The 22,246-nt window shown below is 74.1% G+C and carries 21 protein-coding genes and 1 pseudogene; 8 read left to right on the top strand and 14 right to left on the bottom strand.

All coding sequences use genetic code 11. The features are described from left to right. The 3 genes and pseudogenes from rpsD to rplQ form a co-directional block, all read left to right on the top strand. Window positions 1-609, top strand: a complete 609-nt coding sequence (rpsD, locus tag AC4OR8_RS14150; protein ID WP_492166203.1) for a 30S ribosomal protein S4 — start codon at window positions 1-3, stop codon at window positions 607-609. A gap of 118 nt (window positions 610-727) precedes the next feature. After that, window positions 728-1,744, top strand: coding sequence for a DNA-directed RNA polymerase subunit alpha (locus AC4OR8_RS14145; protein WP_492166202.1), 1,017 nt, complete (start codon window positions 728-730; stop codon window positions 1,742-1,744). A gap of 74 nt (window positions 1,745-1,818) precedes the next feature. After that, a pseudogene (rplQ, locus tag AC4OR8_RS14140) lies at window positions 1,819-2,391 on the top strand (50S ribosomal protein L17); the annotation flags it as partial. 423 nt (window positions 2,392-2,814) lie between these two features. Here rplQ and AC4OR8_RS14135 read toward each other — a convergent pair. Genes AC4OR8_RS14135 through AC4OR8_RS14125 form a run of 3 tightly spaced genes read right to left on the bottom strand, consistent with a single transcriptional unit; the run spans window position 2,815 to window position 4,419 of the window. After that, window positions 2,815-3,780 carry a ketopantoate reductase family protein gene (locus AC4OR8_RS14135; RefSeq protein ID WP_492166201.1) on the bottom strand — a complete coding sequence of 322 codons (966 nt, stop codon included), beginning with the start codon at window positions 3,778-3,780 and terminating at the stop codon, window positions 2,815-2,817. A gap of 5 nt (window positions 3,781-3,785) precedes the next feature. Further along, complete coding sequence (locus AC4OR8_RS14130; protein ID WP_492166200.1) at window positions 3,786-4,019, bottom strand: hypothetical protein; 234 nt, start codon at window positions 4,017-4,019, stop codon at window positions 3,786-3,788. A gap of 37 nt (window positions 4,020-4,056) precedes the next feature. Beyond that, a complete protein-coding gene (locus AC4OR8_RS14125; RefSeq protein ID WP_492166199.1) occupies window positions 4,057-4,419 on the bottom strand; it encodes a GntR family transcriptional regulator in 363 nt (120 codons plus the stop codon). 50 nt (window positions 4,420-4,469) lie between these two features. On the opposite strand from AC4OR8_RS14125, the gene AC4OR8_RS14120 reads away from it, so the two are divergent. Then, complete coding sequence (locus AC4OR8_RS14120) at window positions 4,470-5,369, top strand: PfkB family carbohydrate kinase (RefSeq protein ID WP_492166198.1); 900 nt, start codon at window positions 4,470-4,472, stop codon at window positions 5,367-5,369. Between the two features lie 164 nt (window positions 5,370-5,533). Here the strand turns inward: AC4OR8_RS14120 and AC4OR8_RS14115 are convergent, their stop codons facing one another. Further along, window positions 5,534-7,228 (bottom strand): NAD(P)/FAD-dependent oxidoreductase, encoded by a 1,695-nt coding sequence (locus AC4OR8_RS14115; RefSeq protein WP_492166197.1) that lies wholly within the window; start codon window positions 7,226-7,228, stop codon window positions 5,534-5,536. A gap of 61 nt (window positions 7,229-7,289) precedes the next feature. On the opposite strand from AC4OR8_RS14115, the gene AC4OR8_RS14110 reads away from it, so the two are divergent. The 3 genes from AC4OR8_RS14110 to AC4OR8_RS14100 are packed head-to-tail and all read left to right on the top strand — an operon-like array spanning window position 7,290 to window position 9,458. After that, the gene (locus tag AC4OR8_RS14110) at window positions 7,290-8,006 is read left to right on the top strand and encodes a hypothetical protein (RefSeq protein WP_492166196.1); all 717 of its coding nucleotides are present in this window, start codon (window positions 7,290-7,292) and stop codon (window positions 8,004-8,006) included. 11 nt (window positions 8,007-8,017) lie between these two features. Continuing rightward, window positions 8,018-8,848, top strand: a complete 831-nt coding sequence (truA, locus tag AC4OR8_RS14105; protein ID WP_492166195.1) for a tRNA pseudouridine(38-40) synthase TruA — start codon at window positions 8,018-8,020, stop codon at window positions 8,846-8,848. Next, window positions 8,841-9,458, top strand: coding sequence for a class I SAM-dependent methyltransferase (locus tag AC4OR8_RS14100; protein ID WP_492166194.1), 618 nt, complete (start codon window positions 8,841-8,843; stop codon window positions 9,456-9,458). The genes truA and AC4OR8_RS14100 overlap by 8 nt, the downstream gene beginning before the upstream one ends. Window positions 9,459-9,552: 94 nt before the next feature. Here AC4OR8_RS14100 and AC4OR8_RS14095 read toward each other — a convergent pair whose 3' ends face one another. Genes AC4OR8_RS14095 through AC4OR8_RS14075 form a run of 5 tightly spaced genes read right to left on the bottom strand, consistent with a single transcriptional unit; the run spans window position 9,553 to window position 14,568 of the window. Next, entirely contained in the window at window positions 9,553-10,902 is a 1,350-nt protein-coding gene (locus AC4OR8_RS14095) for an ABC transporter substrate-binding protein (protein WP_492166193.1), read from the bottom strand. Continuing rightward, window positions 10,899-12,101, bottom strand: a complete 1,203-nt coding sequence (locus AC4OR8_RS14090; RefSeq protein ID WP_492166192.1) for a branched-chain amino acid ABC transporter permease — start codon at window positions 12,099-12,101, stop codon at window positions 10,899-10,901. The genes AC4OR8_RS14095 and AC4OR8_RS14090 overlap by 4 nt, the downstream gene beginning before the upstream one ends. After that, complete coding sequence (locus AC4OR8_RS14085; RefSeq protein WP_492166191.1) at window positions 12,101-12,979, bottom strand: branched-chain amino acid ABC transporter permease; 879 nt, start codon at window positions 12,977-12,979, stop codon at window positions 12,101-12,103. The genes AC4OR8_RS14090 and AC4OR8_RS14085 overlap by 1 nt, the downstream gene beginning before the upstream one ends. Before the next feature lie 31 nt (window positions 12,980-13,010). After that, a complete protein-coding gene (locus AC4OR8_RS14080; RefSeq protein WP_492166190.1) occupies window positions 13,011-13,715 on the bottom strand; it encodes an ABC transporter ATP-binding protein in 705 nt (234 codons plus the stop codon). Between the two features lies 1 nt (window position 13,716). Beyond that, entirely contained in the window at window positions 13,717-14,568 is an 852-nt protein-coding gene (locus tag AC4OR8_RS14075; RefSeq protein ID WP_492166189.1) for an ABC transporter ATP-binding protein, read from the bottom strand. 234 nt (window positions 14,569-14,802) lie between these two features. On the opposite strand from AC4OR8_RS14075, the gene AC4OR8_RS14070 reads away from it, so the two are divergent. Beyond that, window positions 14,803-16,041, top strand: a complete 1,239-nt coding sequence (locus tag AC4OR8_RS14070) for a PucR family transcriptional regulator (protein WP_492166188.1) — start codon at window positions 14,803-14,805, stop codon at window positions 16,039-16,041. 44 nt (window positions 16,042-16,085) lie between these two features. On the opposite strand, the gene AC4OR8_RS14065 is transcribed toward AC4OR8_RS14070, so the two are convergent. The 5 genes from AC4OR8_RS14065 to AC4OR8_RS14045 all read right to left on the bottom strand — a co-directional run bounded on the left by AC4OR8_RS14065 (window position 16,086) and on the right by AC4OR8_RS14045 (window position 22,025). Next, entirely contained in the window at window positions 16,086-17,024 is a 939-nt protein-coding gene (locus tag AC4OR8_RS14065) for an alpha/beta hydrolase (RefSeq protein ID WP_492166187.1), read from the bottom strand. 68 nt (window positions 17,025-17,092) lie between these two features. After that, the gene (locus AC4OR8_RS14060) at window positions 17,093-18,244 is read right to left on the bottom strand and encodes an acyl-CoA dehydrogenase family protein (RefSeq protein ID WP_492166186.1); all 1,152 of its coding nucleotides are present in this window, start codon (window positions 18,242-18,244) and stop codon (window positions 17,093-17,095) included. A gap of 41 nt (window positions 18,245-18,285) precedes the next feature. Beyond that, window positions 18,286-19,038 carry an SDR family oxidoreductase gene (locus AC4OR8_RS14055; RefSeq protein ID WP_492166185.1) on the bottom strand — a complete coding sequence of 251 codons (753 nt, stop codon included), beginning with the start codon at window positions 19,036-19,038 and terminating at the stop codon, window positions 18,286-18,288. A gap of 677 nt (window positions 19,039-19,715) precedes the next feature. After that, window positions 19,716-20,855: an acyl-CoA dehydrogenase family protein gene (locus tag AC4OR8_RS14050; protein ID WP_492166184.1), complete on the bottom strand. Its 1,140-nt coding sequence runs from the start codon at window positions 20,853-20,855 to the stop codon at window positions 19,716-19,718. 18 nt (window positions 20,856-20,873) lie between these two features. Continuing rightward, the gene (locus tag AC4OR8_RS14045) at window positions 20,874-22,025 is read right to left on the bottom strand and encodes an acyl-CoA dehydrogenase family protein (protein ID WP_492166183.1); all 1,152 of its coding nucleotides are present in this window, start codon (window positions 22,023-22,025) and stop codon (window positions 20,874-20,876) included. Window positions 22,026-22,246: the final 221 nt, after the last annotated feature.

Raw genomic sequence — 22,246 nt, 5'->3', positions numbered from 1 at the left:
ATGGCCCGTTACACCGGACCCATGACCCGGAAGTCGCGCCGTCTCGGTGTCGACCTCGTCGGTGGCGACCAGGCTTTCGAGCGTCGTCCCTACCCGCCCGGCGCCCACGGCCGCGGCCGCATCAAGGAGAGCGAGTACCTCCTCCAGCTGCGTGAGAAGCAGAAGGCCCGCTTCACGTACGGCGTGATGGAGAAGCAGTTCCTGAACTACTACAAGGAGGCCTCGCGCCGCCAGGGCAAGACGGGTGACAACCTGCTGCAGCTCTTGGAGTGCCGCCTCGACAACGTGGTCTACCGCGCCGGCTTCGCCCGCACGCGCCGCCACGCCCGCCAGCTGGTCTCGCACGGCCACTTCCTGGTGAACGGCCACAAGGTCGACATCCCGTCGTTCCAGGTGACCGCGCACGACATCATCGACGTGCGCGAGAAGTCGCTCGAGACCACGCCGTTCATCGTGGCTCGTGAGACCCACGGCGAGCGCGTCGTCCCGGCGTGGCTCCAGGCCCTGCCCGAGCGCATGCGGATCCTCGTGCACTCGGTGCCGGTCCGTGCGCAGATCGACCTCCCGGTGCAGGAACAGCTCATCGTCGAGTACTACTCGAAGAAGTGACCTCCGCGTGCTGCCCGTGGCCCCGGCCGCGGGCAGCACGCACCCGTACGACCTTCCTCGTCACACCTCGCAGTTCGGGCCCGTCATATAGCGGGTGGGCCCGGAAAGGAAAACACCAGTGCTCATCGCACAGCGCCCCACCCTCTCGGAAGAGTCCGTCGACGAGTTCCGCTCGCGCTTCGTCATCGAGCCCCTCGAGCCCGGCTTCGGCTACACGCTCGGCAACTCGCTGCGTCGCACCCTGCTCAGCTCCATCCCCGGCGCCTCGGTCACCAGCATCAAGATCGACAGCGTCCTGCACGAGTTCTCGACCATCGACGGCGTCCGCGAGGACGTCACCGAGCTGATCTTGAACCTCAAGGGCCTCGTGGTCTCCTCCGAGCACGACGAGCCGGTCACCATGTACCTGCGCAAGTCCGGTGCCGGCGACGTCACCGCCGCCGACATCGCGCCGCCCGCCGGCGTCGAGGTGCACAACCCCGACCTGAAGATCGCGACCCTGTCCGACAAGGGCAAGATCGAGATGGAGCTGGTCGTGGAGCGTGGCCGCGGCTACGTCTCGGCCGTGCTCAACAAGGGCGCCGACAACGAGATCGGCCGGATGCCGGTCGACTCGATCTACAGCCCCGTGCTGAAGGTGACCTACAAGGTCGAGGCCACCCGTGTCGAGCAGCGCACCGACTTCGACAAGCTCGTCATCGACGTCGAGACCAAGCCTTCGATCCGCCCGCGCGACGCCATCGCCTCGGCCGGCAAGACGCTGGTCGAGCTGTTCGGCCTGGCCCGTGAGCTGAACGTCGAGGCCGAGGGCATCGACATCGGCCCGTCGCCGGTCGACGAGCAGCTGGCCGCCGACCTCGCCCTCCCGGTCGAGGACCTGCAGCTGACCGTCCGGTCCTACAACTGCCTCAAGCGCGAGGGCATCCACACCGTGGGTGAGCTCATCAGCCGCTCGGAGCAGGACCTCCTCGACATCCGCAACTTCGGTGCGAAGTCGATCGACGAGGTCAAGGCCAAGCTCGTCGAGATGGGCCTGTCGCTCAAGGACAGCGCGCCCGGCTTCGACCCGCACGCCGCCCTCGCCGCCTACGGCGACGACGACGACGACGCGTTCGTCGAGGACGAGCAGTACTGATCCCCACCCGACCGGCACCCTGCCGGTCGACCTACCCGGGTACCTCGCACGGCTCGGGAGAATGAGAGAGAACCATGCCGAAGCCCAAGAAGGGCCCCCGCCTCGGCGGTAGCCCGGCCCACCAGCGCCTCATCCTGTCGAACCTGGCCACGGCCCTGTTCGAGCACGGCCGGATCACCACCACCGAGTCGCGGGCGCGCACGCTGCGCCCCTACGCGGAGAAGCTGATCACCAAGGCCAAGAAGGGCGACCTGCACAACCGCCGCGAGGTCCTCAAGACCATCCGCGACAAGGGCGTCGTGCACGTGCTGTTCACCGAGATCGCGCCGACCATGGCCGAGCGTCCCGGCGGCTACACGCGCATCACCAAGCTCGGCCCCCGCAAGGGCGACAACGCCCCCATGGCGGTCATCGAGCTCGTCACCGACGCCTACACGCCCACGGCGCCGCGCACCCAGGCGGCCCCGGCCGCCGCGGCTGCGCCCGTCGAGGCCGAGCCGGTCGAGGTCGAGGCCCCTGAGGCCGAGGTCGAGGCCGTCGAGGTCGAGGCCGTCGAGGAGGCGCCCGCCGAGGACGCCGCCGTCGACGACGCTCCTGTCGCGGAGGCCCCCGCGCCCGCCGCGGAGGAGACCGCCACCGAGGAGGCACCCGTCGAGCTCAGCGACGAGGCCTCGCCCGAGGGCAGCGTCATCGCCGAGGAGCAGGCCGAGGCGGCTGCCGCCGACGAGGCCCCTGCCGAGGCCGACACCACCGAGGACGACACCAAGGCCTGAGCCTGGTCCTCACCGCAGCACCTCGAGGCCCGTCACCCTGTCCGGGGTGGCGGGCCTCGTTGCGTGCGGGTTTCACCGGATATCCGGTGAAACCCTTGGTTGTCGACCGAGGCTTCGGCCGACAACCGAGGGTTTGGGCTGACAACCCCGGCCGGGAGCGGGTCCGGGCCGACAGGTACGCCGGGCGGGCGCGGCCGCGAGCGTCCGACGTCCGGGCGCAGCCCCAGGGGGCATGACCGCCGCGGACGGCGACCGCTCCCGGTCCGGCGGGGGCCGCGTCGAGAGGCCCGGACAGCCCTACGCAGGAGCGAGCCGCGCGAGCAGGTCGGCGGCGTCGAGGGAGCGAGGCGGGGCGCCGGTGCGGGCGAGGGCGGTGACGACCTCCTGCACCAGCGCGTTGGCCGGGGTCGGCACGCCGTGCAGGCGCCCGAGCAGCACCACCTCGCCGTTGAGGTGGTCGACCTCGACGGCGCCCGTGCCGCGGGCCAGGCTCTGCCAGGTGGAGCTGCCGGCCTCGTCCCGCCGTACCAGCGGGCGCAGCAGGTCGCCCCGGCGCTCGCGGTCGGCGGCCGCGCTGACCACCTCGACGCCCGCGGCGGCCAGCACCTGCTCGCCCTCACGGCGCACCCGCTCGACCAGCGCGTCGGCGGCGGGTGACTCAGCGCAGGCGGCGTCCACGCCGTTGCCGAGGTTCATCAGCAGCTTGCGGTGCTTCCAGGCCATCACGTCGGGGCGCACGACGCTGTCGAACCCCGCGGCGCGCAGGTCGGCCGACACCTCGTGGTCGACGTCGTCGGCGCCCAGCGGGTAGCGGCCCACGTCGAGCAGCCCCGGGCGGCCCAGCGAGTGCACCAGGACCTCGCCGGGGTCGAGGTGGCTGGCCGGCATCATCACGCACACCGCGTGCACGCGGGCGTGGCGCCGCAGCACCGTCCGCTCGTTCGAGACGCCGTTCTGCAGGCACACCACCGGCGTCGTCGCCGGGACGTGGGGGCGCAGGTCGTCGAGCGCGGCGAGGGTCTGGTGCGACTTCACCGCCAGCAGCACCACGCTGTCGTCGCGCCAGCGCACCTCGCCCGGGTGGGCCACCACCGGCACGGCGACGCGTCGCTCGTCGTGCCCCACCCACAGCCGCAGGCCGTCGCGCCGCAGCGTCTCGAGCGCGGCACCGCGGGCCACCAGCGTGACCGGACGACCCGCCTCGTGCAGGAGCGCGGCCACCACGGCACCGATCGCGCCCGCCCCGACGACGACGTGGTGCACGGCCGTCAGTCCCGGCCCGGGGTGCGCCGCAGCACCCGCGAGACGCCGAGCACGGCCAGGCCCATCACCAGCACGGCGGCGCCGACCACGGTCAGCACGGTGTTGTCCTGCGAGAGCCCGACCAGGAGCAGCACGACGCCCACCGCGGCGTCGGAGACCGACACGGCGGCCAGCGTGGTCGCGGTGCGGGCACGGCGCTCGGCGTCGGTGGGAGGAGGGCCTGCGTCGGGGGTGGTCATGTCCTCATCATGGCGCCGCCCCCCGGCCGGGGCGCGCTCACCCGGCGGGCCAGGCGCCCTCGAGCAGCCGCACCGCCTCGGGCAGCGACAGGCCCAGGCGGCGCGCCTCGGCGGCGTACGTCGCGGCGGCGGCGCGGGCGTCGGCCGAGGAGGCCGCCGACCCGGAGGCCACGAAGGTGCCGCGGCGGCCCTCGGTCACCACGACCCCGTCGGCCTCGAGCTCGCGGTAGGCGCGGGCCACGGTGCCGGCCGAGACCCCGAGGTCGGCGGCCAGGGCCCGCACGGTGGGCAGGCGGGTGCCGGCGGGCAGGTCGCCCGACGCGGCTCGGCGCGCGAGCTGGGTGCGCAGCTGCTCGAAGGGCGGGTCGGGGGCCCCGGGGTCGAGGGGCAGCACGGTCATGGCCGCACCGTAGCGCGCGGGGGACGGGCCGCGTCTGGTAGAGACGGGGCATGCAAGCACAGGTGCTGGTGGTGGGTGAGTCGCTGGTCGACGTGGTGCACCGCGCCGACGGCGAGACCGTCGAGTACGCCGGCGGGAGCGCGGCCAACGTCGCGGTGGCCCTGGCCCGGCTGGGCCGCCCGGTGCGCCTGGCCACGGCGTACGCCGACGACGCCCACGGGGCGCTGGTGCGCGCCTACCTCGACGCCGCCGGCGTCGGGCTGGCCGCCGACCCCGCCGCCGTCGACCGCACCGCCACGGCGGCCGCGACGATCGGTGCCGACGGGGCGGCGTCGTACGAGTTCGACCTGGAGTGGCGACTGCGCCCGGTCACCACCGACCCGGCGCCCACGGTGGTGCACGCCTGCTCGCTGGGCGCGGTGCTCGCCCCCGGCGCCGCCGACGTCGTCGCGCTGCTGGAGCGGCTGCGGCCCACCACCACCGTCACCTACGACGTGAACGCGCGCCCCGCCATCACCGGCACCGGGCCCGACGTGGTCGGCCAGGTGGAGCGCGTCGTGGGCCTCGCCGACCTGGTGCGCGCCAGCGACGAGGACCTCGAGGCGCTGTGGCCCGACCTCGACCTCGCCGAGGCCGTCGCCCACCTGCTGGGTCTCGGCCCCTCCGCGGTGGTGGTCACCCGCGGCGCCGACGGTGCGTCGTGGACGTCGGCCGCGGGCGAGGTGGCCGTGGCCTCGGTGCCGGTGGAGGTCGCCGACACCATCGCCGCCGGGGACACGTTCGGGGCGGCGCTGCTCGACGCGCTCGCCGAGCGCGGGCTGCTCGGCGGGCGGCTGGCCCCGGTGGACGACGACGTGGCGACCGCCGTCCTCGAGCGGGCCGCGCGCGCCGCGGCCGTCACGGTCTCCCGCCCCGGCGCCGACCCGCCCTGGCGCCACGAGCTCGGCTGACCGGCTCGTCGACCGCGTGGTGTCACCGCGGTCGACGGACGGCCGGCCGAGGCCGGGCTGGGACGTCGGACCCGCACCTGTCGGCCCGGACCCGCACCTGTCGGCCCACGCGACGGCCGACAGGTGCGGGTTTCGCCAGCCGGCTGGTGAAACCCGCCCCGAGGTCAGGTGGCGGTGAGCCACTGGTGCACCAGCGGCACCACCGAGGCGCCCTCGCCGCTGGCGGCGGCGACCCGCTTCATCGACCCCGAGCGGATGTCGCCGGCGGCGAAGACGCCGGGCACGGTGGTGGCCAGGTTGGCCGGGGGGACGCCGTCGGTCCACCACTCGCGGGGCACGTCGCGCCCGGTGAGCACGAAGCCGCGGCCGTCGCGGGCGACCTGGGGCGGCAGCCACTCGCAGTGCGGCTCGGCGCCGAGCAGCAGGAACAGCCCGCCGGCGGCCACCTCGACGCGCGAGCCGTCCTGGGTGTCCTCCAGGAGCAGCCACTGCAGCCGGCCCTCGCCGCCGCCGTCGGCGACCGCGGTGCAGGTGCGCACCGACACCCGGGGGTTGTGCTCGATCTCGCTGATCAGGTACTGCGACATGGTCTCGGCCAGGGCGGGGCGGCGTACCAGCACCGTGACCGACCGGGCGAAGCGGGAGAGGTGCACGGCCGCCTGGCCGGCGGAGTTGCCGCCACCGACGACGAAGACGTCCTGGCCCTCCATCTCGCGCGCGGCGGTGAGCGCGGCGCCGTAGTGGACCCCGCGCCCGACGAGCTGCTCCAGCGGCTCCACCCGCAGCTTGCGGTAGGCGACCCCGGTGGAGACCACGACGGAGCGGGCCCGCACGGCGCCGCCGTCGGTGCGCAGCAGGTGGGGCTCGCCGTCGTGCCCGGGCTCGAGGCTCTCCACCGACCAGCCGGTGTAGAACCGGGTGCCGAAGCGCAGCGCCTGGTTGCGGGCGCGCTGCGACAGCCGCATGCCGGAGATGCCGCGGGGGAAGCCCAGGTAGTTGCGGATCATCGAGCTGGTGCCGGCCTGGCCGCCGATCGCCTCGGCCTCCAGGACGACGGTCGACAGGCCCTCGGACGCGCCGTACACCGCCGCGGCCAGCCCTGCGGGGCCGCCACCGACCACGCACAGGTCGACGACGTCGGTCACGTCGACGTCGGCGGGGGAGCCGTACAGCGACAGCGCGACGTCGCGCACCGAGCGGGCCGCGACCACCTCGCGGCTCAGGGAGTAGACCAGCGGCAGCGCCGCGCCGGCCGGGGCCAGCTCGCGCACCTTCTGCCCCACCTCGCTGTCGGGGTGGTAGACGCGGGTGGGCATGCCCATGCGGTCGAGGTAGTCGCGGATGTCGAGGGTGAGCCGGTCCTGCTCGGCCGAGACGATCTTCACCGAGACGACCTCGGGGTCGGCGACCGTGGAGCCCCAGTCGGAGAGCAGGTCGGTGACCGCGTGGTGGAACTCCTCGTCGCGGGTGCCGCGCGGCATCAGCAGGTAGGCGTCGTACTTGCCCGTGGCCATGCCCGCGCGCAGCGGCGCGGCGTCGGGGACGAACCGCTCCCAGTGGGCGGCGATCATCCGGCGCGCGGTGGGGACGACGGCGCGCCAGCGGCTGAACGCCGCGAGCACCGGGGCGTCGGGAAGCACCGACTCGCTGACGAACAGCGCCACCGTGCCGCCGTCCTCGCGCACGCCGGCGGCGACCTCCTCGGCCTGGGCGCACGACGTGGCGGTGCGCAGGTCGTACTCGCTCTCGTAGCGGCCGAAGTGGCCGCGCAGCTCCTCGGCACGCGTCTCGGAGACCAGCACGATGACCGGCACGGTGGGGTGCTGCACGGGGACCACGGTCGCGGGGGACTCGCTCACGCGGGCAGCCTAGGCGTTCGGGGTGAACCGCTGGTGTCCCGGCGCGTGGTCGGGTGGTGCGATGGTCCTCTACGCCGACAACCCCGCCCGCCGGACCGTGCAGGTGGTCTGCGACCTCCTCGTCGTGCTGTGGGTCGTCCTCGCGATCTGGGTCGGCGCCCAGCTCACCGACGGCATCGGCGGGGTGGCCGACCAGGTGCGCTCCGTCGACACCGCGGGCACGAGCCTGGCCGACGGCCTGACCAGCGCCGGCGACACCCTCGACGGGACGCCGGTGGTGGGCGACGAGGCCGCGGCGCCGTTCGAGCGCGCTGCCGAGGCCGCCGCCGGCATCGCCCAAGCCGGCTCCGACGGCGCCGACGCCGTCGACCGGGTGGCGTTCTGGTCGGGCGTGGTGGTCGCGGTCCTGCTCGTGCTGGTGGTGCTGCCGTGGTGGCTCCCGCCGCGGCTGCGCTTCGTGGTCGCGGCCACGCTGGCCCGCCGCTACCTGCACGGCGGGGGCGACCCCGACCTGTTCGCGCTGCGCGCCCTGGCCCGCCAGCCGGTGCGGGTGCTGGCGCGGGTGCCGGACGCCGCCGCCGGCTGGCGCCGGGGTGACCCCGCCACCGTGCGGGCGCTCGCCGCGCTCGAGCTGCACGAGCTGGGCCTGCGGCTGCCCGGCGGGCCCCCTGCGGGCCCGCCCACGAGCCCGCCCACCGGCCCGCCGCCGGCGCCGCCGACCGGCCTGCCCGTGGCCCCGCCCCGGTCGCCGGGAGGACCGCCGCCCCCGGCGCCCTAGGATGACCCACCGTGCGGCTGCGGATGGACCTCTCCTACGACGGCACCGACTTCCACGGCTGGGCCCTGCAGCCGGGCCTGCGCACCGTGCAGGGTGAGGTGGAGGCGGCGCTGTCCACGGCGCTGCGCACCGGGCGGGTGCCGGTGGTCTGCGCGGGGCGCACCGACACCGGCGTGCACGCGCGCGCCCAGGTGCTGCACCTCGACGTCGACGAGGCGCTGGTGACCGGCTCGACGGGCCGCTCGCCGGAGCCGCCGCTCTCCGCGCTGGCGCGGCGGGTCAACGGCATCGTCGGCGACGACGTGCAGGTGCGGGGGCTCGTGGAGGCGCCGCCGGGGTTCGACGCCCGGTTCGGCGCGCTGTGGCGCCGCTACGCCTACCGGGTGGCCGACGACCCGGGGCTGGTCGACCCGCTGCGCCGCCGCGAGGTGCTGGCGTGGTCGCGCGAGCTCGACCTCGACGCGATGAACACCGCCGCCGAGGCGTTCCTGGGCCGCCACGACTTCGTCGCGTTCTGCCGGCGCCGTGCGGGCGCCACCACCATCCGCACGCTGATGGACCTGCGCTGGTCGCGCGACGAGGGCGGCCTGGCGGTGGCGCTGGTGCGCGCCGACGCGTTCTGCCACTCGATGGTGCGCTCGCTGGTGGGCTGCCTGCTGGCCATCGGCGACGGGCGCCAGGACGTGGGGTGGGCCGCCGACGTGCTGGGAGGCACCAGCCGCGACGGCGCCGTCAGCGTGGCCCAGCCCCACGGGCTGACCCTCGAGGAGGTCGTGTACGCCGCCGACGACGAGCTGGCCGCCCGTGCCGCGCAGACCCGCGCCAGGAGGACCTGTGACTGACCCGACCGGGCCCGACGACGAGCACTACTTCACCGCCGACCCCACCGTGGCGTTCACCCGCGCGCCCGTGGTGGCCCGCGTGTGGGGCCACGAGCTGCGCCTGCAGTCGGGCTCGGGGGTCTTCGCCCGCGGCCGGCTCGACGTCGGCACGGCGGCGCTGTTCCGCGAGACCGGGCCGCCGGACGCCGGTCGCGTGCTCGACCTCGGCTGCGGCTGGGGTGTCATCGGGCTCGCAGTGGCCCGCGTCGTGCCGGGCGCGGTGGTCACCGCCGTCGACGTCAACGAGCGCGCCCTGCTGCTGGCCCGGGAGAACGCCGCCGCCCTCGGCGTGGCCGACCGGTTCACCGCCACCACGCCCGACGGCGTGCCCGACGACGCGGCGTACGACGAGATCTGGTCGAACCCGCCCATCCGCATCGGCAAGCCGGCCCTGCACGACCTGCTGCTCACCTGGCTGCCCCGCCTCGCCCCCGACGGGCGCGCGGTGATGGTGGTCGGCAAGAACCTCGGTGCCGACTCGCTGCAGCGCTGGCTCGGCGAGCAGGGCTGGCCCACGACGCGCCTGGCCAGCAGCAAGGGCTTCCGCGTGCTGGAGAGCCGCCGCGGCTGACCCGGGCGCCTACGGGCGCCGACGGGCGCCGACGTGACGACGGGCCGCCCGCCCCGGGTGGGGTGGACGGCCCGTCGCAGGCAGGACCCGTGGGTCAGGGGGCCTCGGGGATGCCGTTCTCGGGCGGGGAGTCCTCGGCCTGGCCGGAGGAGTCCTCGGTGATCTCGGCCTCGCCGATGTCGGTGACGAGCACCGGGGTGACCGGCTCCGACTTGCCGCCCTGCAGCTCGACGATCTGCACGCCGGAGATGCCGAGGTGGCTGTCGGCGGTGTAGCGGAACGGGGCGAGCTGCGGGCCGTCGAGGCCCTCGCCGTTCTCCTCGAGCGCCTCCACGAGGCCGTCACGGGTGAGGTCCTCGCCGGCGGCGACCAGGCTCTGCACGAAGGCGTAGGCGCTGGACATGCCGTAGATGCGGTAGTTGGTCAGCTCGCCCTCCTCGCCCTGCTCGTCCCAGACCTGCTGCCACAGCTGGGTCCACGGGTCGTCCGGGTCGTCGATGCCGGGGATGTACTCCGAGGTCAGCACGCCGTCGAGCGAGCTGTCGGTGCCCTCCACCGCGCCCTCGGAGAACCGGGAGAGCAGCGAGCCGACCAGCTGGGGGTCGGAGCCGATGTTGGAGTAGAACCACTGCGGCTGGTAGCCCAGCTCGAGGGCGACCAGCTGGCTCAGCGCGGTGTACGACGGGGTGTTGAACGACAGCACCAGGTCGGCGCCGGAGGCCTGCAGGGCCGAGATCTGCGGGCCGACGTCGGTGTTGCCGGAGGTGTAGCGCTGCACCTCGACGATCTGCTCGTCGAGGTAGCGGCGCACGCCCACCTCGGCGTCCTCGCCGAGGTCGTCGTCCTGCAGGAACAGCCCGACCTTGGCGTCGGGCATGTTCTCGGCGACGTACTGGCCGATGATCTTGGCCTCGATCTCGTAGTCGGGCTGCCAGCCGAAGGTGTAGGGCCGGTTCTCCACGTCGTCGCCCCACTGCAGCGAGCCCGACGAGACGAACATGTCGGGCACGCCCTCGTCGTTGAGGAAGTCGACGACCGCGCTGTGGGTGGGCGTGCCGAGGCCGCCGACCATCGCGAAGATCTCGTCCTGCAGGACCAGCTCGTTGGTGACGGTGCTGGTGTTGGTGGGGTTGTAGCCGTCGTCCTTGACGATGTACTCGATCTGGCGCCCGTAGACGCCGCCGTTGGCGTTGACGTGGTCGAAGTACGCCGCGGCGCCGAGCGGGATCTCGCTGTAGCCCGGGGCCGCGACCCCGGTCAGCGGGAAGTGCGCGCCGATGGTGATGGAGTCGTCGGTGATGCCGACGTCCGTGGAGCCGCCCGAGCCGCCGTCGCTGCCGCCGCTCTCCTCCTCCCGGTCGCCTCCGGCGCCGCACGCTGCGAGCAGCGTGGACGCCGCGACCAGACCGGCCAACGGGCCGATGATCCTGGGTCGTCGATTCATGGTGATGGGGTTCCCTTCGAGGTGGTGGGGACGGAGGAGCGAGACGAGGACGACGCCGCAGTGGCGCCGGAGGCACCGGAGGCACCGGACGGACCGGCAGCGGGACCGGACGACGAGCCCGACGACGAGCCGGGCGGGACGGCGGTGCGGGCCCGGCGGCGGATGCGCCAGACCTGCAGCGAGCCGACGATGCCGGCCGGGGCCAGCAGCACGACGGCCATCATCACCAGGCCGTAGACCAGCGGTGCGAGCTCGGCGGCACGGATGTCGGTGAGGCCGGCACCCGACCCGAGGTCGGTGACCAGCGGCGGCAGGATGGTCAGCAGCGCCGCGCCCACGAGCGCCCCGGACAGCGAGCCGAGGCCGCCGAGCACGACCGCGGTGAGCAGCGTGAGGCTCAGGGTCAGCGTGAAACCGCTCGGGGCGGCCAGCCGCACCGACAGGGCGAGCATGGCGCCGGCGGCCCCCGCCGCGGCGGCGCTCACCACGAACGCCGAGACCCGGGCCCGGCCCAGCCGGATGCCGGCGAGCTCGGCGGAGACCTCGTCGTCGCGCACGGCGCGCCACCGGCGTCCGACCCGCCCGCGCGAGAGGTCGGCCAGCAGCACGAACGTCACGATCAGCACGAACCACGACAGCAGCGAGACCCACTGGCTGGTCGACATCTCGGTGCCGGTGAGGAAGTACTCGGCGTCGAGGGCCCACGTCGGCACGTCGGGCAGCACGACCCGCAGGCCCTGCTCACCCCCGAGGCGCTCGGCGTAGAACAGCGCGATGCCGGGCACGGCCACCGCCAGGGCCAGCGTGGCGCCGGCGAGGTAGGGGCCGTGCAGCCGCGCGGCGGCAGCGCCGACCGCGGCCCCCACCGCCAGTGTGACCAGCACGGCGGCCAGCACCACGAGCAGCAGCGGGGTGGAGGCGTCGCGGTCGGGCAGCAGCAGGGCGGTGGTGTAGGCGCCGATGGCCATCAGGGCGCCGTGGCCCAGGGAGATCTGGCCGTTGACGCCGGTGAGCACGGTGAGCCCGCCCGCGGCGATGCCGAGGTAGGCCATGGAGGAGAGCTGGATGGCGCGGTAGTCGCTGACGACCTCGAGCACCACCACCACGACCAGCAGCCCCAGCAGCGCCAGGAGCAGGTGGCGTCCGAGCACCGACTCGCGCCACCTGCGCAGCAGCGCGGGACCGGACAGCGCGCCCATCAGACCCTCCGCGCCGCGGCCTGGGAGAACAGGCCCCCGGGCCGCAGGGTGAGCACGGCCATCAGGATGACCAGCGAGGCCAGCGCCACCAGCTCGGAGCCGACGTACCCGCTGACGAAGCTGAGCGAGATGCCGAGCAGCAGCCCGCCGACCACCGCGCCGATCGGGCTCTCCAGCCCGCCGAGCACGGCCGCGACGAAGCCGTAGACGACGACCGAGTCCATGTAGCCGGGGTGCACGAGGCTGCCGCCGGCGATCAGGATGCCCGACAGCGAGCCCACCAGGGCCGCCAGCGCCCAGCCCAGGGTGAGCATGCGCCCGACCCGCACGCCGAGCAGCCGGGCGACCTCCTGGTTGTACGCCGCCGCGCGCATCCGCAGCCCGACGTCGGTGAACCGGAACAGCGCCACCAGCAGCAGCATCACCACCACCACCGCGAGGATCGTGAAGATGCCGAAGCCGGTCAGCGCGATCGTGGAGCCGCCGACCTCGAGGCCGCGGATGCCGAACGGCGCGGGGAACGAGCGGTAGCTGTTGCCGAAGACCACCGCGGCCAGCGCGTGCAGGGTGATGAACAGCCCCAGGGTGAGGATGACCGCGTTGATCTCGGGCTTGTCCTCCACCGGGCGGATCACCAGCCGCTCGACCAGGGCACCGAGCAGCAGGCCGGCGAGCAGGGCCACCACGAATCCGACCCAGTAGGAGTAGCCCTCGTCGATGAGGGTCAGGGCGATCAGCGTGGTGACCATGGCCATCGGGGCCTGGGCGAAGTTCACGATCCGGGTGGACCGGAAGATCAGCACCAGGGCCAGGGCGAACGCGGCGTACACCATGCCGAGCGTCAACCCGCCCAGGAAGGTGTTCAGCAGCTGTTGCACGGGGTTTCTCCCTCTCGTCGTGCGGGTCGCATCAGAACCCCAGGTAGGCGTGTCGGAGCTGGTCGTCGGCCGCCAGCGTGGCGGCGTCGTCGTCGGCGACGACGCGGCCCAGGTTGAGCACGACGCCGTGGTCGGCGACCGACAGCGCCGAGCGGGCGTTCTGCTCGACCAGGAGCACGCTGAGGCCCTCGGTGCGCACCAGCCCGCGCAGCAGGTCGAAGATCTGCGCCACGATCCGCGGGGCCAGGCCCAGCGACGGCTCGTCGAGCAGCAGCATGCGGGGGCCGGCCATCAGCGCCCGGCCGATGACGAGCATCTGGCGCTCACCGCCCGACAGCGTGTGGGCCAGCGCCGCGCGCCGGTCGCCGAGCACCTGGAAGAGCCCGTAGACGCGGTCGAGGTCGCCGGGCTGCACCCGTCGTCCGCGCCCGAGCCCGCCGAGGCGCAGGTTCTCCTCCACCGTGAGCTCGGTGATCACCCCGCGCCCCTCGGGCACGTGGGCCATGCCGAGCAGCGGCATCCGGTCGGCGGCCACCCGGCCCAGCGCCTTGCCGGCGAGCTCGACGGTGCCGGAGTCGGCGCGCTGCAGGCCCGAGATCGTGCGCAGCAGCGTGGTCTTGCCCGCGCCGTTGGCGCCGAGCACGGCGGTGATCTGGCCCTCGTGGGCGGTGAGGCTCACCTGCTGCAGCGCCTTGACGGGTCCGTAGCTGGTGCACAGGTCGTGGACGGCCAGCACGTCAGCGCCCGCCCGTCCGGGTCGTGGGGGCCGTCGACGACGCGGCGTCCTCGGGCAGCCGGCCCGGGGCCTCCTCGTCGCCGACCTCGTCGCCGAGGTAGGCGGCCAGCACGGCGGGGTCGTCGCGCACCTCGGCGGGGGTGCCGTGGGCGATGACCCGCCCGAAGTCGAGCACCGTGATGCGGTCGCACACCCGCATCACCAGGTCCATGTGGTGCTCGACGAGCATCACGGCCATCCGGTCGGTGAGCCGGCGCACCAGGTCGCCGAGCTCGTCCATCTCGTCCGACGACAGCCCGCTGGCCGGTTCGTCGAGCAGCAGCAGCGTGGGCTCCGCGGCCAGGGCCCGGGCCAGCGCCACCCGCTTGCGCACGGGGTAGGGCAGGCTCGGGGGGTAGCGCTCGGCGTACGCCGCGATGCCGAGCTCCTCGAGCACGGCGTGGGCCCGCTCGCGCAGCGCCCGCTCCTCGCGGGCGGCACGCGGCAGGGCCAGCAGCGAGCCGAGGAAGCCGACCCGGGCGTGCCGGTCGGCGCCGACCACGACGTTGTCGAGCACGCTCATCCGGTCGAACAGACCCAGGCCCTGCAGCGTGCGGGCCATCCCGAGGCCGGCGAGCTGGTGGGCGTGCAGGCCGTCGAGCTCGCGGCCCTCGCGCACGATTGTGCCGGTGTCGGGGGTGACGAAGCCACAGGCCACGTTGAACAAGGTGGTCTTGCCCGCGCCGTTGGGGCCGATCACGCCCAGCACCTCGCGGGGAGCCGCGACCAGGCCCACCTCAGACAGCGCGGTGATGCCGCCGAAGGTGACGGTGACGTCGCGCAGCTCCAGCGCGGCGGGGGAGGTGGCGGGCATCGCGCTCCTTCGTCGGGGCGTGCGGCACGGGACCGAGAGGGGGTCCGCCCCGTGCGTGGCGGGTGTGACGGGCACCACCTTGGTCGCAGCGCCCAAGTTGCGCATTGGTCGCCGCGCACAAAGATCCTTGGTCAGGACGCCGGGAACGGCCCTCGGGGCTGGTCAATCTTGTGCGATGAGTGCGAACGTCCTCCTGTGTCCCCCCACGGGCGACCCGGCGCCACCCCGGGACCGGTGCCGGGGTCCGCCGCGCAGCGACCTGCTGGCGCGGGCTTCTCCACCGCCTCGGCCGACGACGTGCGGGCGGCCTGGGGGCTGATCGTCGACCAGTCCGACCGCATCGCCGACAGCATCACCCTCACGCTGCTCGAGCGCGACGCGGAGGTCTACGACCGCATCGGCCCCGAGCTGCGCACCGACGTGCGCGAGAGCACCCGGGTGCACATCCGTCGTGGCCTGGAGATCCTCAGCGGATCGGTGCCGGCCGGGAGCAACGGCGCCACCGACGTGTGGCGCGAGACCGGACGACGCCGCGCGCGGCAGGGCGTGCCGCTCGAGATCGTGCTGAACGCCTACACGATGGGCGCCCGGGTGCTGTGGCAGGCGCTGGTGGAGCAGTCGTCGGCGTCCTCCGAGCACGCCCGCGTCGACGACGCCGTGCTGCTGCTGGCCGCGCGCTCGGTGTGGTCGGACCTCGACATCCAGAACGCCGTGCTCATCGACTCCTACCGGCGCGAGTCGCGGCGCATGCAGCGCCACGACCTGCAGCGCCAGCAGACGGTGCTCGACGCCCTGCTCGAGGGCCGCGGGGGCGACCCCGACTTCGCCCAGGAGGCCCTCGACCAGCTCGGCATCGGCGCCGACGACCGCCTGGCCTGCGTGGTGGCGCTGCAGGACGGCTCGCTCGACGTGACGCTGGCGCCGGCCGATGACCGCCTCGACCGGCTCGGGGTGTCCGTGCGCTGGCACGTGCGCGCCGGCGCCCACTTCGGGCTGCTGGCCGGCCCGCTGCCCGACGAGGCCGGGTTGGTGCAGGTCTTCGCGCCCCACGCGACCGGCCGCGTGGGCGTGGCCAGCTGTCCCGAGGGGATCGCGGCGTTCGCGGCGGCGTACCAGCTGGCCACCCGGGCCGCAGAGACGCTGCCGCGCGGGCTGCCGCAGGTGGTCTCGGTCTCCGAGCGGCTTCCGGAGGTGCTGCTGGCCGGCAGCCCGCAGGTGGCGCCGCTGCTGCTGCGCGAGACCCTCGGCGGGCTGCTCACCCAGCCCGAGGCGCAGGTGGCCACCCTGGTCGACACGCTGCGGGCGCTGCTGCGCCACGACGGGTCGCCCACCCACGCCGCCGAGGAGCTGTTCTGCCACCGCAACACCGTGATCTACCGGCTCAAGCAGATCGAGGCGCTCACCGGCCGCGACCTGGGCAGTCCGCGCGACAAGCTCATGCTCGAGCTCGCGCTGATGGCCTACGACCGCTGAGCCCCTGCCGGGCCCTGCTGGGCCCCGCTGGGCCCGGGGTCGGGTCAGGGGTGCAGCAGCGTGCGGAACAGCGCGAGGGTCTCGTCGAGCGCGGCCTGCGCCCCCGGGGAGTGCCGGCCCATGTCGACGAACCCGTGGATCATGCCGGGGAAGACCCGGTGCTCGACGCGTACGCCGGCGGCCTCCAGTGCCGCGGCGTAGGCGTTGCCGTCGTCGCGCAGCGGGTCGAACTCCGCGGTGACCACGACGGCCGGCGCGACGCCGGCGAGGTCGCCGTGCAGCGGGGAGAGCCGGGGGTCGGCCAGCAGCGAGGGGTCGGCGTCGCCGAGGTACTGCGCGCCGAACCAGGCCATCGTGTCGGCGTCGAGGAAGTAGCCCTCGGCGTTGTCGACCGCCGACGGGTAGGCGCCGCCCATGTCGGTGACGGGGTAGACCAGCAGCTGCGCCGCCGGCGCCCGTCCCTCCTCGCGCAGCACCTGCGCGGCCACGGCGGCCAGGTTGCCGCCCGCGGAGTCGCCCGCGACGGCGTAGCGGTCGGCGCCGCCGAGCTCGTCGAGGTGGTCGGCCACCCAGCGGGTGGCGGCGAGGGTGTCGTCGAGACCGGCGGGGAACGGGTGCTCGGGGGCCAGGCGGTAGTCGACCGAGACCACCACGGCCTCGGCGCCCACGGCGATGCAGCGGGCCAGCAGGTCGTGGGTGTCGAGGTCGCCGATGACGAACCCGCCGCCGTGCAGCAGCACGACCGTGGGCAGCGCGCCCGTCGCCTGCGGGCGGTAGACGCGGGCGGCGCGGGGGCCGTCGCCGCCGGGCACCTCGACGTCGCTGACCTCGGCCACCTCCGGCAGCACCGCGGGGTCGCGCAGGTCGACGGCGAGCGTGCGGAAGCCCCGGCGCGCCTCGTCGGCGGTGCCCTGGCTCATCGGCGGGGTGCCGGCGCTGGCCATGAACTGCAGCAGGGAGTCGAGCTGGGGGTCGAGCGGCACGGAGGTCTCCTGGGACGGGGGTGGTCGAGCTGGCGGGTGGGTGGGCTGGCCGCGGGTCGCGCGGCGGGTCAGACGAAGGCGTTGATGCCGGTCTCGGCGCGGCCGATGAGCAGCTTCTGGATCTGGCTGGTGCCCTCGTAGAGGGTCATCACGCGCGCGTCGCGCAGGTACTTGGCACCGGGGTACTCGTCGACGTACCCGGCCCCGCCGTGCACCTGGATGCAGTTGTTGGCGGCGCGCACGGCGGCCTCGGAGGCGTACAGCTTGGCCTTGCTGGCGGCAGTGCGGAACGGCTCGCCGCGGTCGATCAGGTCGGCGCAGCGCCACACCAGCAGGCGCGCGGCGTCGGCGTCGAGGGAGATGTCGGCGATCATGTCCTGCACCAGCTGGAAGCCGGCGATGGGCCGGCCGAACTGGGTGCGGTCGAGGGCGTAGGCCACCGACGTCTCCAGGCAGCCCTGCACGATGCCGACGCAGCCGGCGGCCACCGAGACGCGGCCCTTGTCGAGGGTGGTCATCGCGATCTTGAAGCCCTGGCCCTCCTCGCCGAGCATCGCGGACGCCGGCACCCGCACGTCGGCGAGGAACAGCTCGGCGGTGGCCTGGGCGCGCAGGCCGAGCTTGCCGGTGATCTCGCGCGCCTCGAAGCCGGGGGTGTCGGTCGGCACCAGGAACGCGCTGACCCCACGCGGACCGTCGCCGCCGGTGCGGGCGAAGACGAGCGCGACGTCGGCCCAGGTGCCGTTGGTGATGTAGAGCTTCTGGCCGTCGATGACCCAGTCGGTGCCGTCGCGACGGGCGCGGGTGGTGAGGTTGCCGGCGTCGGAGCCGGTGCCGGGCTCGGTGAGGCCGAAGCAGCCGAGCCGGGTGGCGGTGGCCAGGGCCGGTAGCCACTCCCGCTTCTGCTCCTCGGTGCCGAACCCGAGGATCGACTTGCCGACGAGGCCGTTGGAGACCGAGACGATGCCGCGCAGCGCCGAGTCGGCGCGGCCGAGCTCCTCCATGCCGAGCACGTAGGTGAGGTAGTCGCCGCCGAGCCCGCCGTACTCCTCGGGGATGGTCAGGCCGAAGAACCCGATCTCGGCCATCTTGGGGATGATGTCGAGGTCGACCGACTCGTCGCGGTCCCACCGCACGCGGTGCGGCACCGCCTCCTTGTCGAGGAAGGTGCGGGCGAGGTCGCGGAAGGCCTGCTGCTCGTCGGTGAGGGAGAGGTCCATGGGCTCATCCTGTCTCGTGGGTGGGTGCCGGCGGGGGTGTCTCAGCCGGCGCCGACGAGGGTGACGCCGCCGTCGAGCACCACGGTCTGCCCGGTCAGCCACGAGGCGTCGTCGGAGAGCAGGAACGCCACCGCGCCCGCGACGTCGTCAGGCACGCCGAGACGCCTGAGCGGGTACGTCGACGCCACGGCCTCCTCGCGGCCCTCGTAGAGCGCGCTCGCGAAGCGGGTCTTCACCACCGCGGGTGCCACCGCGTTGACCCGCACGTCGGGGCCGAGCTCGACGGCGAGGTCGCGGGTCAGGTGGATGAGCATGGCCTTGCTGGCGCCGTAGAGCGCGATGCCGGGGGCGGTGGCGACACCGGCCACCGAGGCGATGTTGACCACCGCGCCGCCGTGCTGGCCCATCCAGGCCCGGTGGGCCAGCTGCACCAGCCCGAGCGCCGCGACCACGTTGACGTCGACGATCTTGCGGGCGACGTCGAGGTCGAGCTCGAGCAGCGGGCCGTAGGCGGGGTTGATGCCGGTGTTGTTGACCAGCAGGTCGAGGCTGCCGTACGTCGCGACGGTGCGCTCGACCACCTCGGCGCGGTGGTCGGCGTCGCCGGCGTTGCCCGCCACCGCCATCGCGTGCTCGGGCCCGCCCAGGGCTGCCACGGCCTCCTCGAGGGCTTCCGCGCCGCGGCCCGTCACGCAGACGCGGGCGCCCTCGTGGACGAGCCGCTGCGCCACCCCGAGGCCGATGCCACGGCTGGCCCCGGTGACGATCGCGACCTTGCCCTGCAGTCCCCGCATGCGTTGCCTCCTGCGCTCCCGCGCCCACCCGGTGGCACGCGCGGCTCGACCCTGCCCGTCGTGGTGGACCTCGTCAACCGTTCGGTCCACCGGCGACGCTCGTTCCCACCCGACGGTGCCGAACTGGATGGGGGCGGGTCGCGGGGGTTTCGACACGGGCGCTGCGCGCCCTGCTCAACCAACGAGCGGATCAGTCTGCTGGGCGCCCTGCGCAAGCAGCGGACCTGGCCCCACTCGGTGGTCGAGTGCCGAGGAGCGCCAGCGACGAGGTGTATCGAGACCACGCAACGGTGCGCTGGGACTCGACAGGGGCGGGTTCCGATGCGGGTTGCGGGGGTTTCGACACGGGCGCTGCGCGCCCTGCTCAACCAACGAGGGGGGCACCATTCGCTGGACGAGGTGTGTCGAGACCTCGCAACGGTGCGCTGGTGCTCGATCGGGGCGGGTCTCGGCGTGGGTTGCGGGGGTTTCGACACGGGCGCAGCGCGCCCTGCGAAAGCAGCGGACCTGGCCCCACCCGGTGGTCGAGTGCCGAGGAGCGCCAGCGACGAGGTGTATCGAGACCACGCAACGGTGTGCTGGTGCTCGATCGGCGCGGGTTGCGGGGGTTTCGACACGGGCGCTAGCGCGCCCTGCTCGACCGGCGACCGGCCGCCCCGCCCGACCGGCGAGGGAGGTCAGGCGAGGGGGTCGAGGGCGCCGTGGTCGCCGATGCGGCCGGCGAGCTCGGCGAGGTGGTGCTGGCCGTCGCCGAGGAGCCGCTCCAGGGCGGTCAGCACGGAGACGTAGCTGCCCACGGAGTACTCCGCGGTCATGCCGATGCCGCCGTGCAGCTGGATGGCCTCCTGGCCGACGTGGCGCGAGGCCCGGCTGACCTGGAGGCCGGCGCGGGTGGCGGCGTCGTGCGCGGCGGCGGGGTCGCCGGTGGCGAGCACCATCGTGGCCCACTGGGTGAGGCTGGTGGCCAGCTCGAGGGAGACGTACATGTCGGCGGCACGGAAGTTCAGGGCCTGGAAGGTGTTCAGCGGGACGCCGAACTGCTTGCGGCTCTTGAGGTACTCGGTGGTCGTGCGCAGCGCGACCTCCATCGCCCCGATCGCCTGGTTGCACGCCATGATCCGACCGATGTCCTGCACGGTCGCGATGCTGGCGGTGAGGTCGCGGCCCGGCTCGCCCAGCGGCGTGGCGGCGGTGCCGGCCAGGACGACCTTGGCCGCGCGGCCGCCGTCGTAGGTGGAGTAGCCAGTGCGCTCGGCGGCGCCGCCCTCGACGAGGAACAGGCCGGTGCCGCCGTCGGGCAGCGCCGCGCTGACCACGAGGACGTCGGCGCGCGCGCCGTGCACGACGGGCTCCTTGACGCCGTCGAGGGTCCAGGCGCCGTCGGTGACCGACGCGGTCACGCCGGACGCCGAGGGGCTCCAGCGCGACCCGGGCTCGTCGTGGGCGAAGGCCAGCACGCTCTCGCCGGCGCTGAGCGCGCCGAGCACCTCGCCGCGCTGCTCGGCGGTGCCGCACGCCGAGACCAGCCCGCCGGCCAGCACCACGCTGGTGAGGAACGGCTCGGGAGCGATGACGCGGCCGAGCTCCTGGGCCACGATCGCGATCTCCACGGGGCCGGCGCCCACGCCGCCGTCGTCCTCGCTGAACGGGAGCCCGAGCACGCCCATCTCGGCGAGCTGCGTCCACACCTTCTCGCTGAAGCCCGGCTCGCTCTTCGTGGTCTGGCGGCGCTGCTCGAAGTCGGAGTAGGCCCGCCCGACCAGTCCGCGCACCGCGTCGCGCAGGGCGTCCTGCTCGTCGTCGTAGGTGAAGTCCATGGTGTGCCTCCTACCGGCTCAGAGGCCGAGGATCGTGCGAGAGATGATCTGGCGCTGGATCTCGTTGGAGCCGCCGTAGATGGAGGCCTTGCGCAGGTTCAGGTACGACGGGGTCGCGTGGCGCGTCCAGTCGGGCAGGTCGCTGTCGTCGCCGGCGCCGGAGGCCAGCGAGGCGGGCCCGGCGAGGTCGACGTACAGCTCGCTGACGGCCTGCTGCAGCTCGGTGCCCTTCAGCTTCAGCACCGAGCTGGCGGGGTGGGGCTCGGAGCCCTCGGAGTGCGCGACCACCCGCAGGGCGGTCAGCTCGAGGGCCAGCAGCTCGTTCTCGAGCTCGGCGATGCGCGCAGCGGTCAGCGGGTCGTGGGCCAGGTCGCCGGCGAGCTCCTTGACGCGGGCGAGGCGGCGCTTGGTGGAGCCCACCGGGGCGACCCCGACGCGCTCGTTGCCGAGCAGGTACTTGGCCATGGTCCAGCCCTGGCCGGCCTCGCCGACGAGGTTCTCGCCGGGCACGCGCACGTCGGTGAACCAGACCTCGTTGACCTCGTAGCCGCCGTCGATGAGCTCGATGGGGCGCACCTCGAGCCCGGGGGAGGTCATGTCGATGAGCAGCATCGAGATGCCCTGCTGCTTCTTCACCTCGGGGTCGGTGCGCACGAGGGTGAAGATCCAGTCGCCGTACTGGCCCAGCGTGGTCCAGGTCTTCTGGCCGTTGACCACCCAGTCGTCGCCGTCGCGCACGGCGGTGGTGCGCAGGCTGGCGAGGTCGGAGCCGGCGTCGGGCTCGGAGAACCCCTGGCTCCACCAGATGTCGAGGTTGGCGGTGGCCGGGAGGAAGCGCTCCTTCATCTCCTGGCTGCCGAACTGCGCGATGACCGGCCCGATCATCGAGGCGTTGAACGCCAGCGGCGGCGGTACGGCGGCGGCCTGCATCTCCTCGTTCCAGATGTGGCGCTGCAGCGACGACCAGCCGCGCCCGCCCCACTCCTCGGGCCAGTGCGGCACGGCGAGACCGGCCGCGTGGAGGGTCTGCTGGGCCTCCACGATCTGCTCGCGGGACAGCTCGTGCCCGGCCGCCACCGCCTCGCGGATCTCCTCGGAGACCTTGGTGGTGAAGAAGTCGCGCATCTCCGCGCGGAACTCCTGCTCCTCGGCCGTCAGCTGCAGCTCCATGTCACGCCTTCCGTCCCGGCCTGCCGGCCGTGCCTGTGGTGCCGATCTCATCATGGCGGTCCCCTGGTTGTCCCGGCCCCCCGACCCCGCGCCCGGCCCGCGACCGACGGCGCGGCAGCCCGGCCCCGGCGCCACCGGTGGTGTCGGTGCCGCGACCTAGACTGGAGCGGTCGCCACCCCCTGTCGTCCCGACCGGGGGCGATCGTGGTGCGACGACCCGT

The organism is Nocardioides sp. FY1077 (assembly GCF_058681775.1).
The sequence above is the reverse complement of the archived record's forward strand: the minus strand, read 5'-3'. Positions and strand labels throughout refer to the sequence as shown.

What these genes read in the sequence shown, in the direction of transcription:
- AC4OR8_RS14060 (WP_492166186.1), bottom strand. Translation starts at nt 18,244, where the DNA reads ATGGACCTCTCCCTCACCGACGAGCAGCAGGCCTTCCGCGACCTCGCC.
- AC4OR8_RS14050 (WP_492166184.1), bottom strand. Translation starts at nt 20,855, where the DNA reads ATGGACTTCACCTACGACGACGAGCAGGACGCCCTGCGCGACGCGGTG.
- AC4OR8_RS14125 (WP_492166199.1), bottom strand. Translation starts at nt 4,419, where the DNA reads ATGACCGTGCTGCCCCTCGACCCCGGGGCCCCCGACCCGCCCTTCGAG.
- AC4OR8_RS14095 (WP_492166193.1), bottom strand. Translation starts at nt 10,902, where the DNA reads ATGAATCGACGACCCAGGATCATCGGCCCGTTGGCCGGTCTGGTCGCG.
- AC4OR8_RS14130 (WP_492166200.1), bottom strand. Translation starts at nt 4,019, where the DNA reads ATGACCACCCCCGACGCAGGCCCTCCTCCCACCGACGCCGAGCGCCGT.
- AC4OR8_RS14045 (WP_492166183.1), bottom strand. Translation starts at nt 22,025, where the DNA reads ATGGAGCTGCAGCTGACGGCCGAGGAGCAGGAGTTCCGCGCGGAGATG.
- AC4OR8_RS14055 (WP_492166185.1), bottom strand. Translation starts at nt 19,038, where the DNA reads ATGCGGGGACTGCAGGGCAAGGTCGCGATCGTCACCGGGGCCAGCCGT.
- AC4OR8_RS14090 (WP_492166192.1), bottom strand. Translation starts at nt 12,101, where the DNA reads ATGGGCGCGCTGTCCGGTCCCGCGCTGCTGCGCAGGTGGCGCGAGTCG.
- AC4OR8_RS14120 (WP_492166198.1), top strand. Translation starts at nt 4,470, where the DNA reads ATGCAAGCACAGGTGCTGGTGGTGGGTGAGTCGCTGGTCGACGTGGTG.
- rpsD (WP_492166203.1), top strand. Translation starts at nt 1, where the DNA reads ATGGCCCGTTACACCGGACCCATGACCCGGAAGTCGCGCCGTCTCGGT.
- AC4OR8_RS14075 (WP_492166189.1), bottom strand. Translation starts at nt 14,568, where the DNA reads ATGCCCGCCACCTCCCCCGCCGCGCTGGAGCTGCGCGACGTCACCGTC.
- AC4OR8_RS14110 (WP_492166196.1), top strand. Translation starts at nt 7,290, where the DNA reads ATGGTCCTCTACGCCGACAACCCCGCCCGCCGGACCGTGCAGGTGGTC.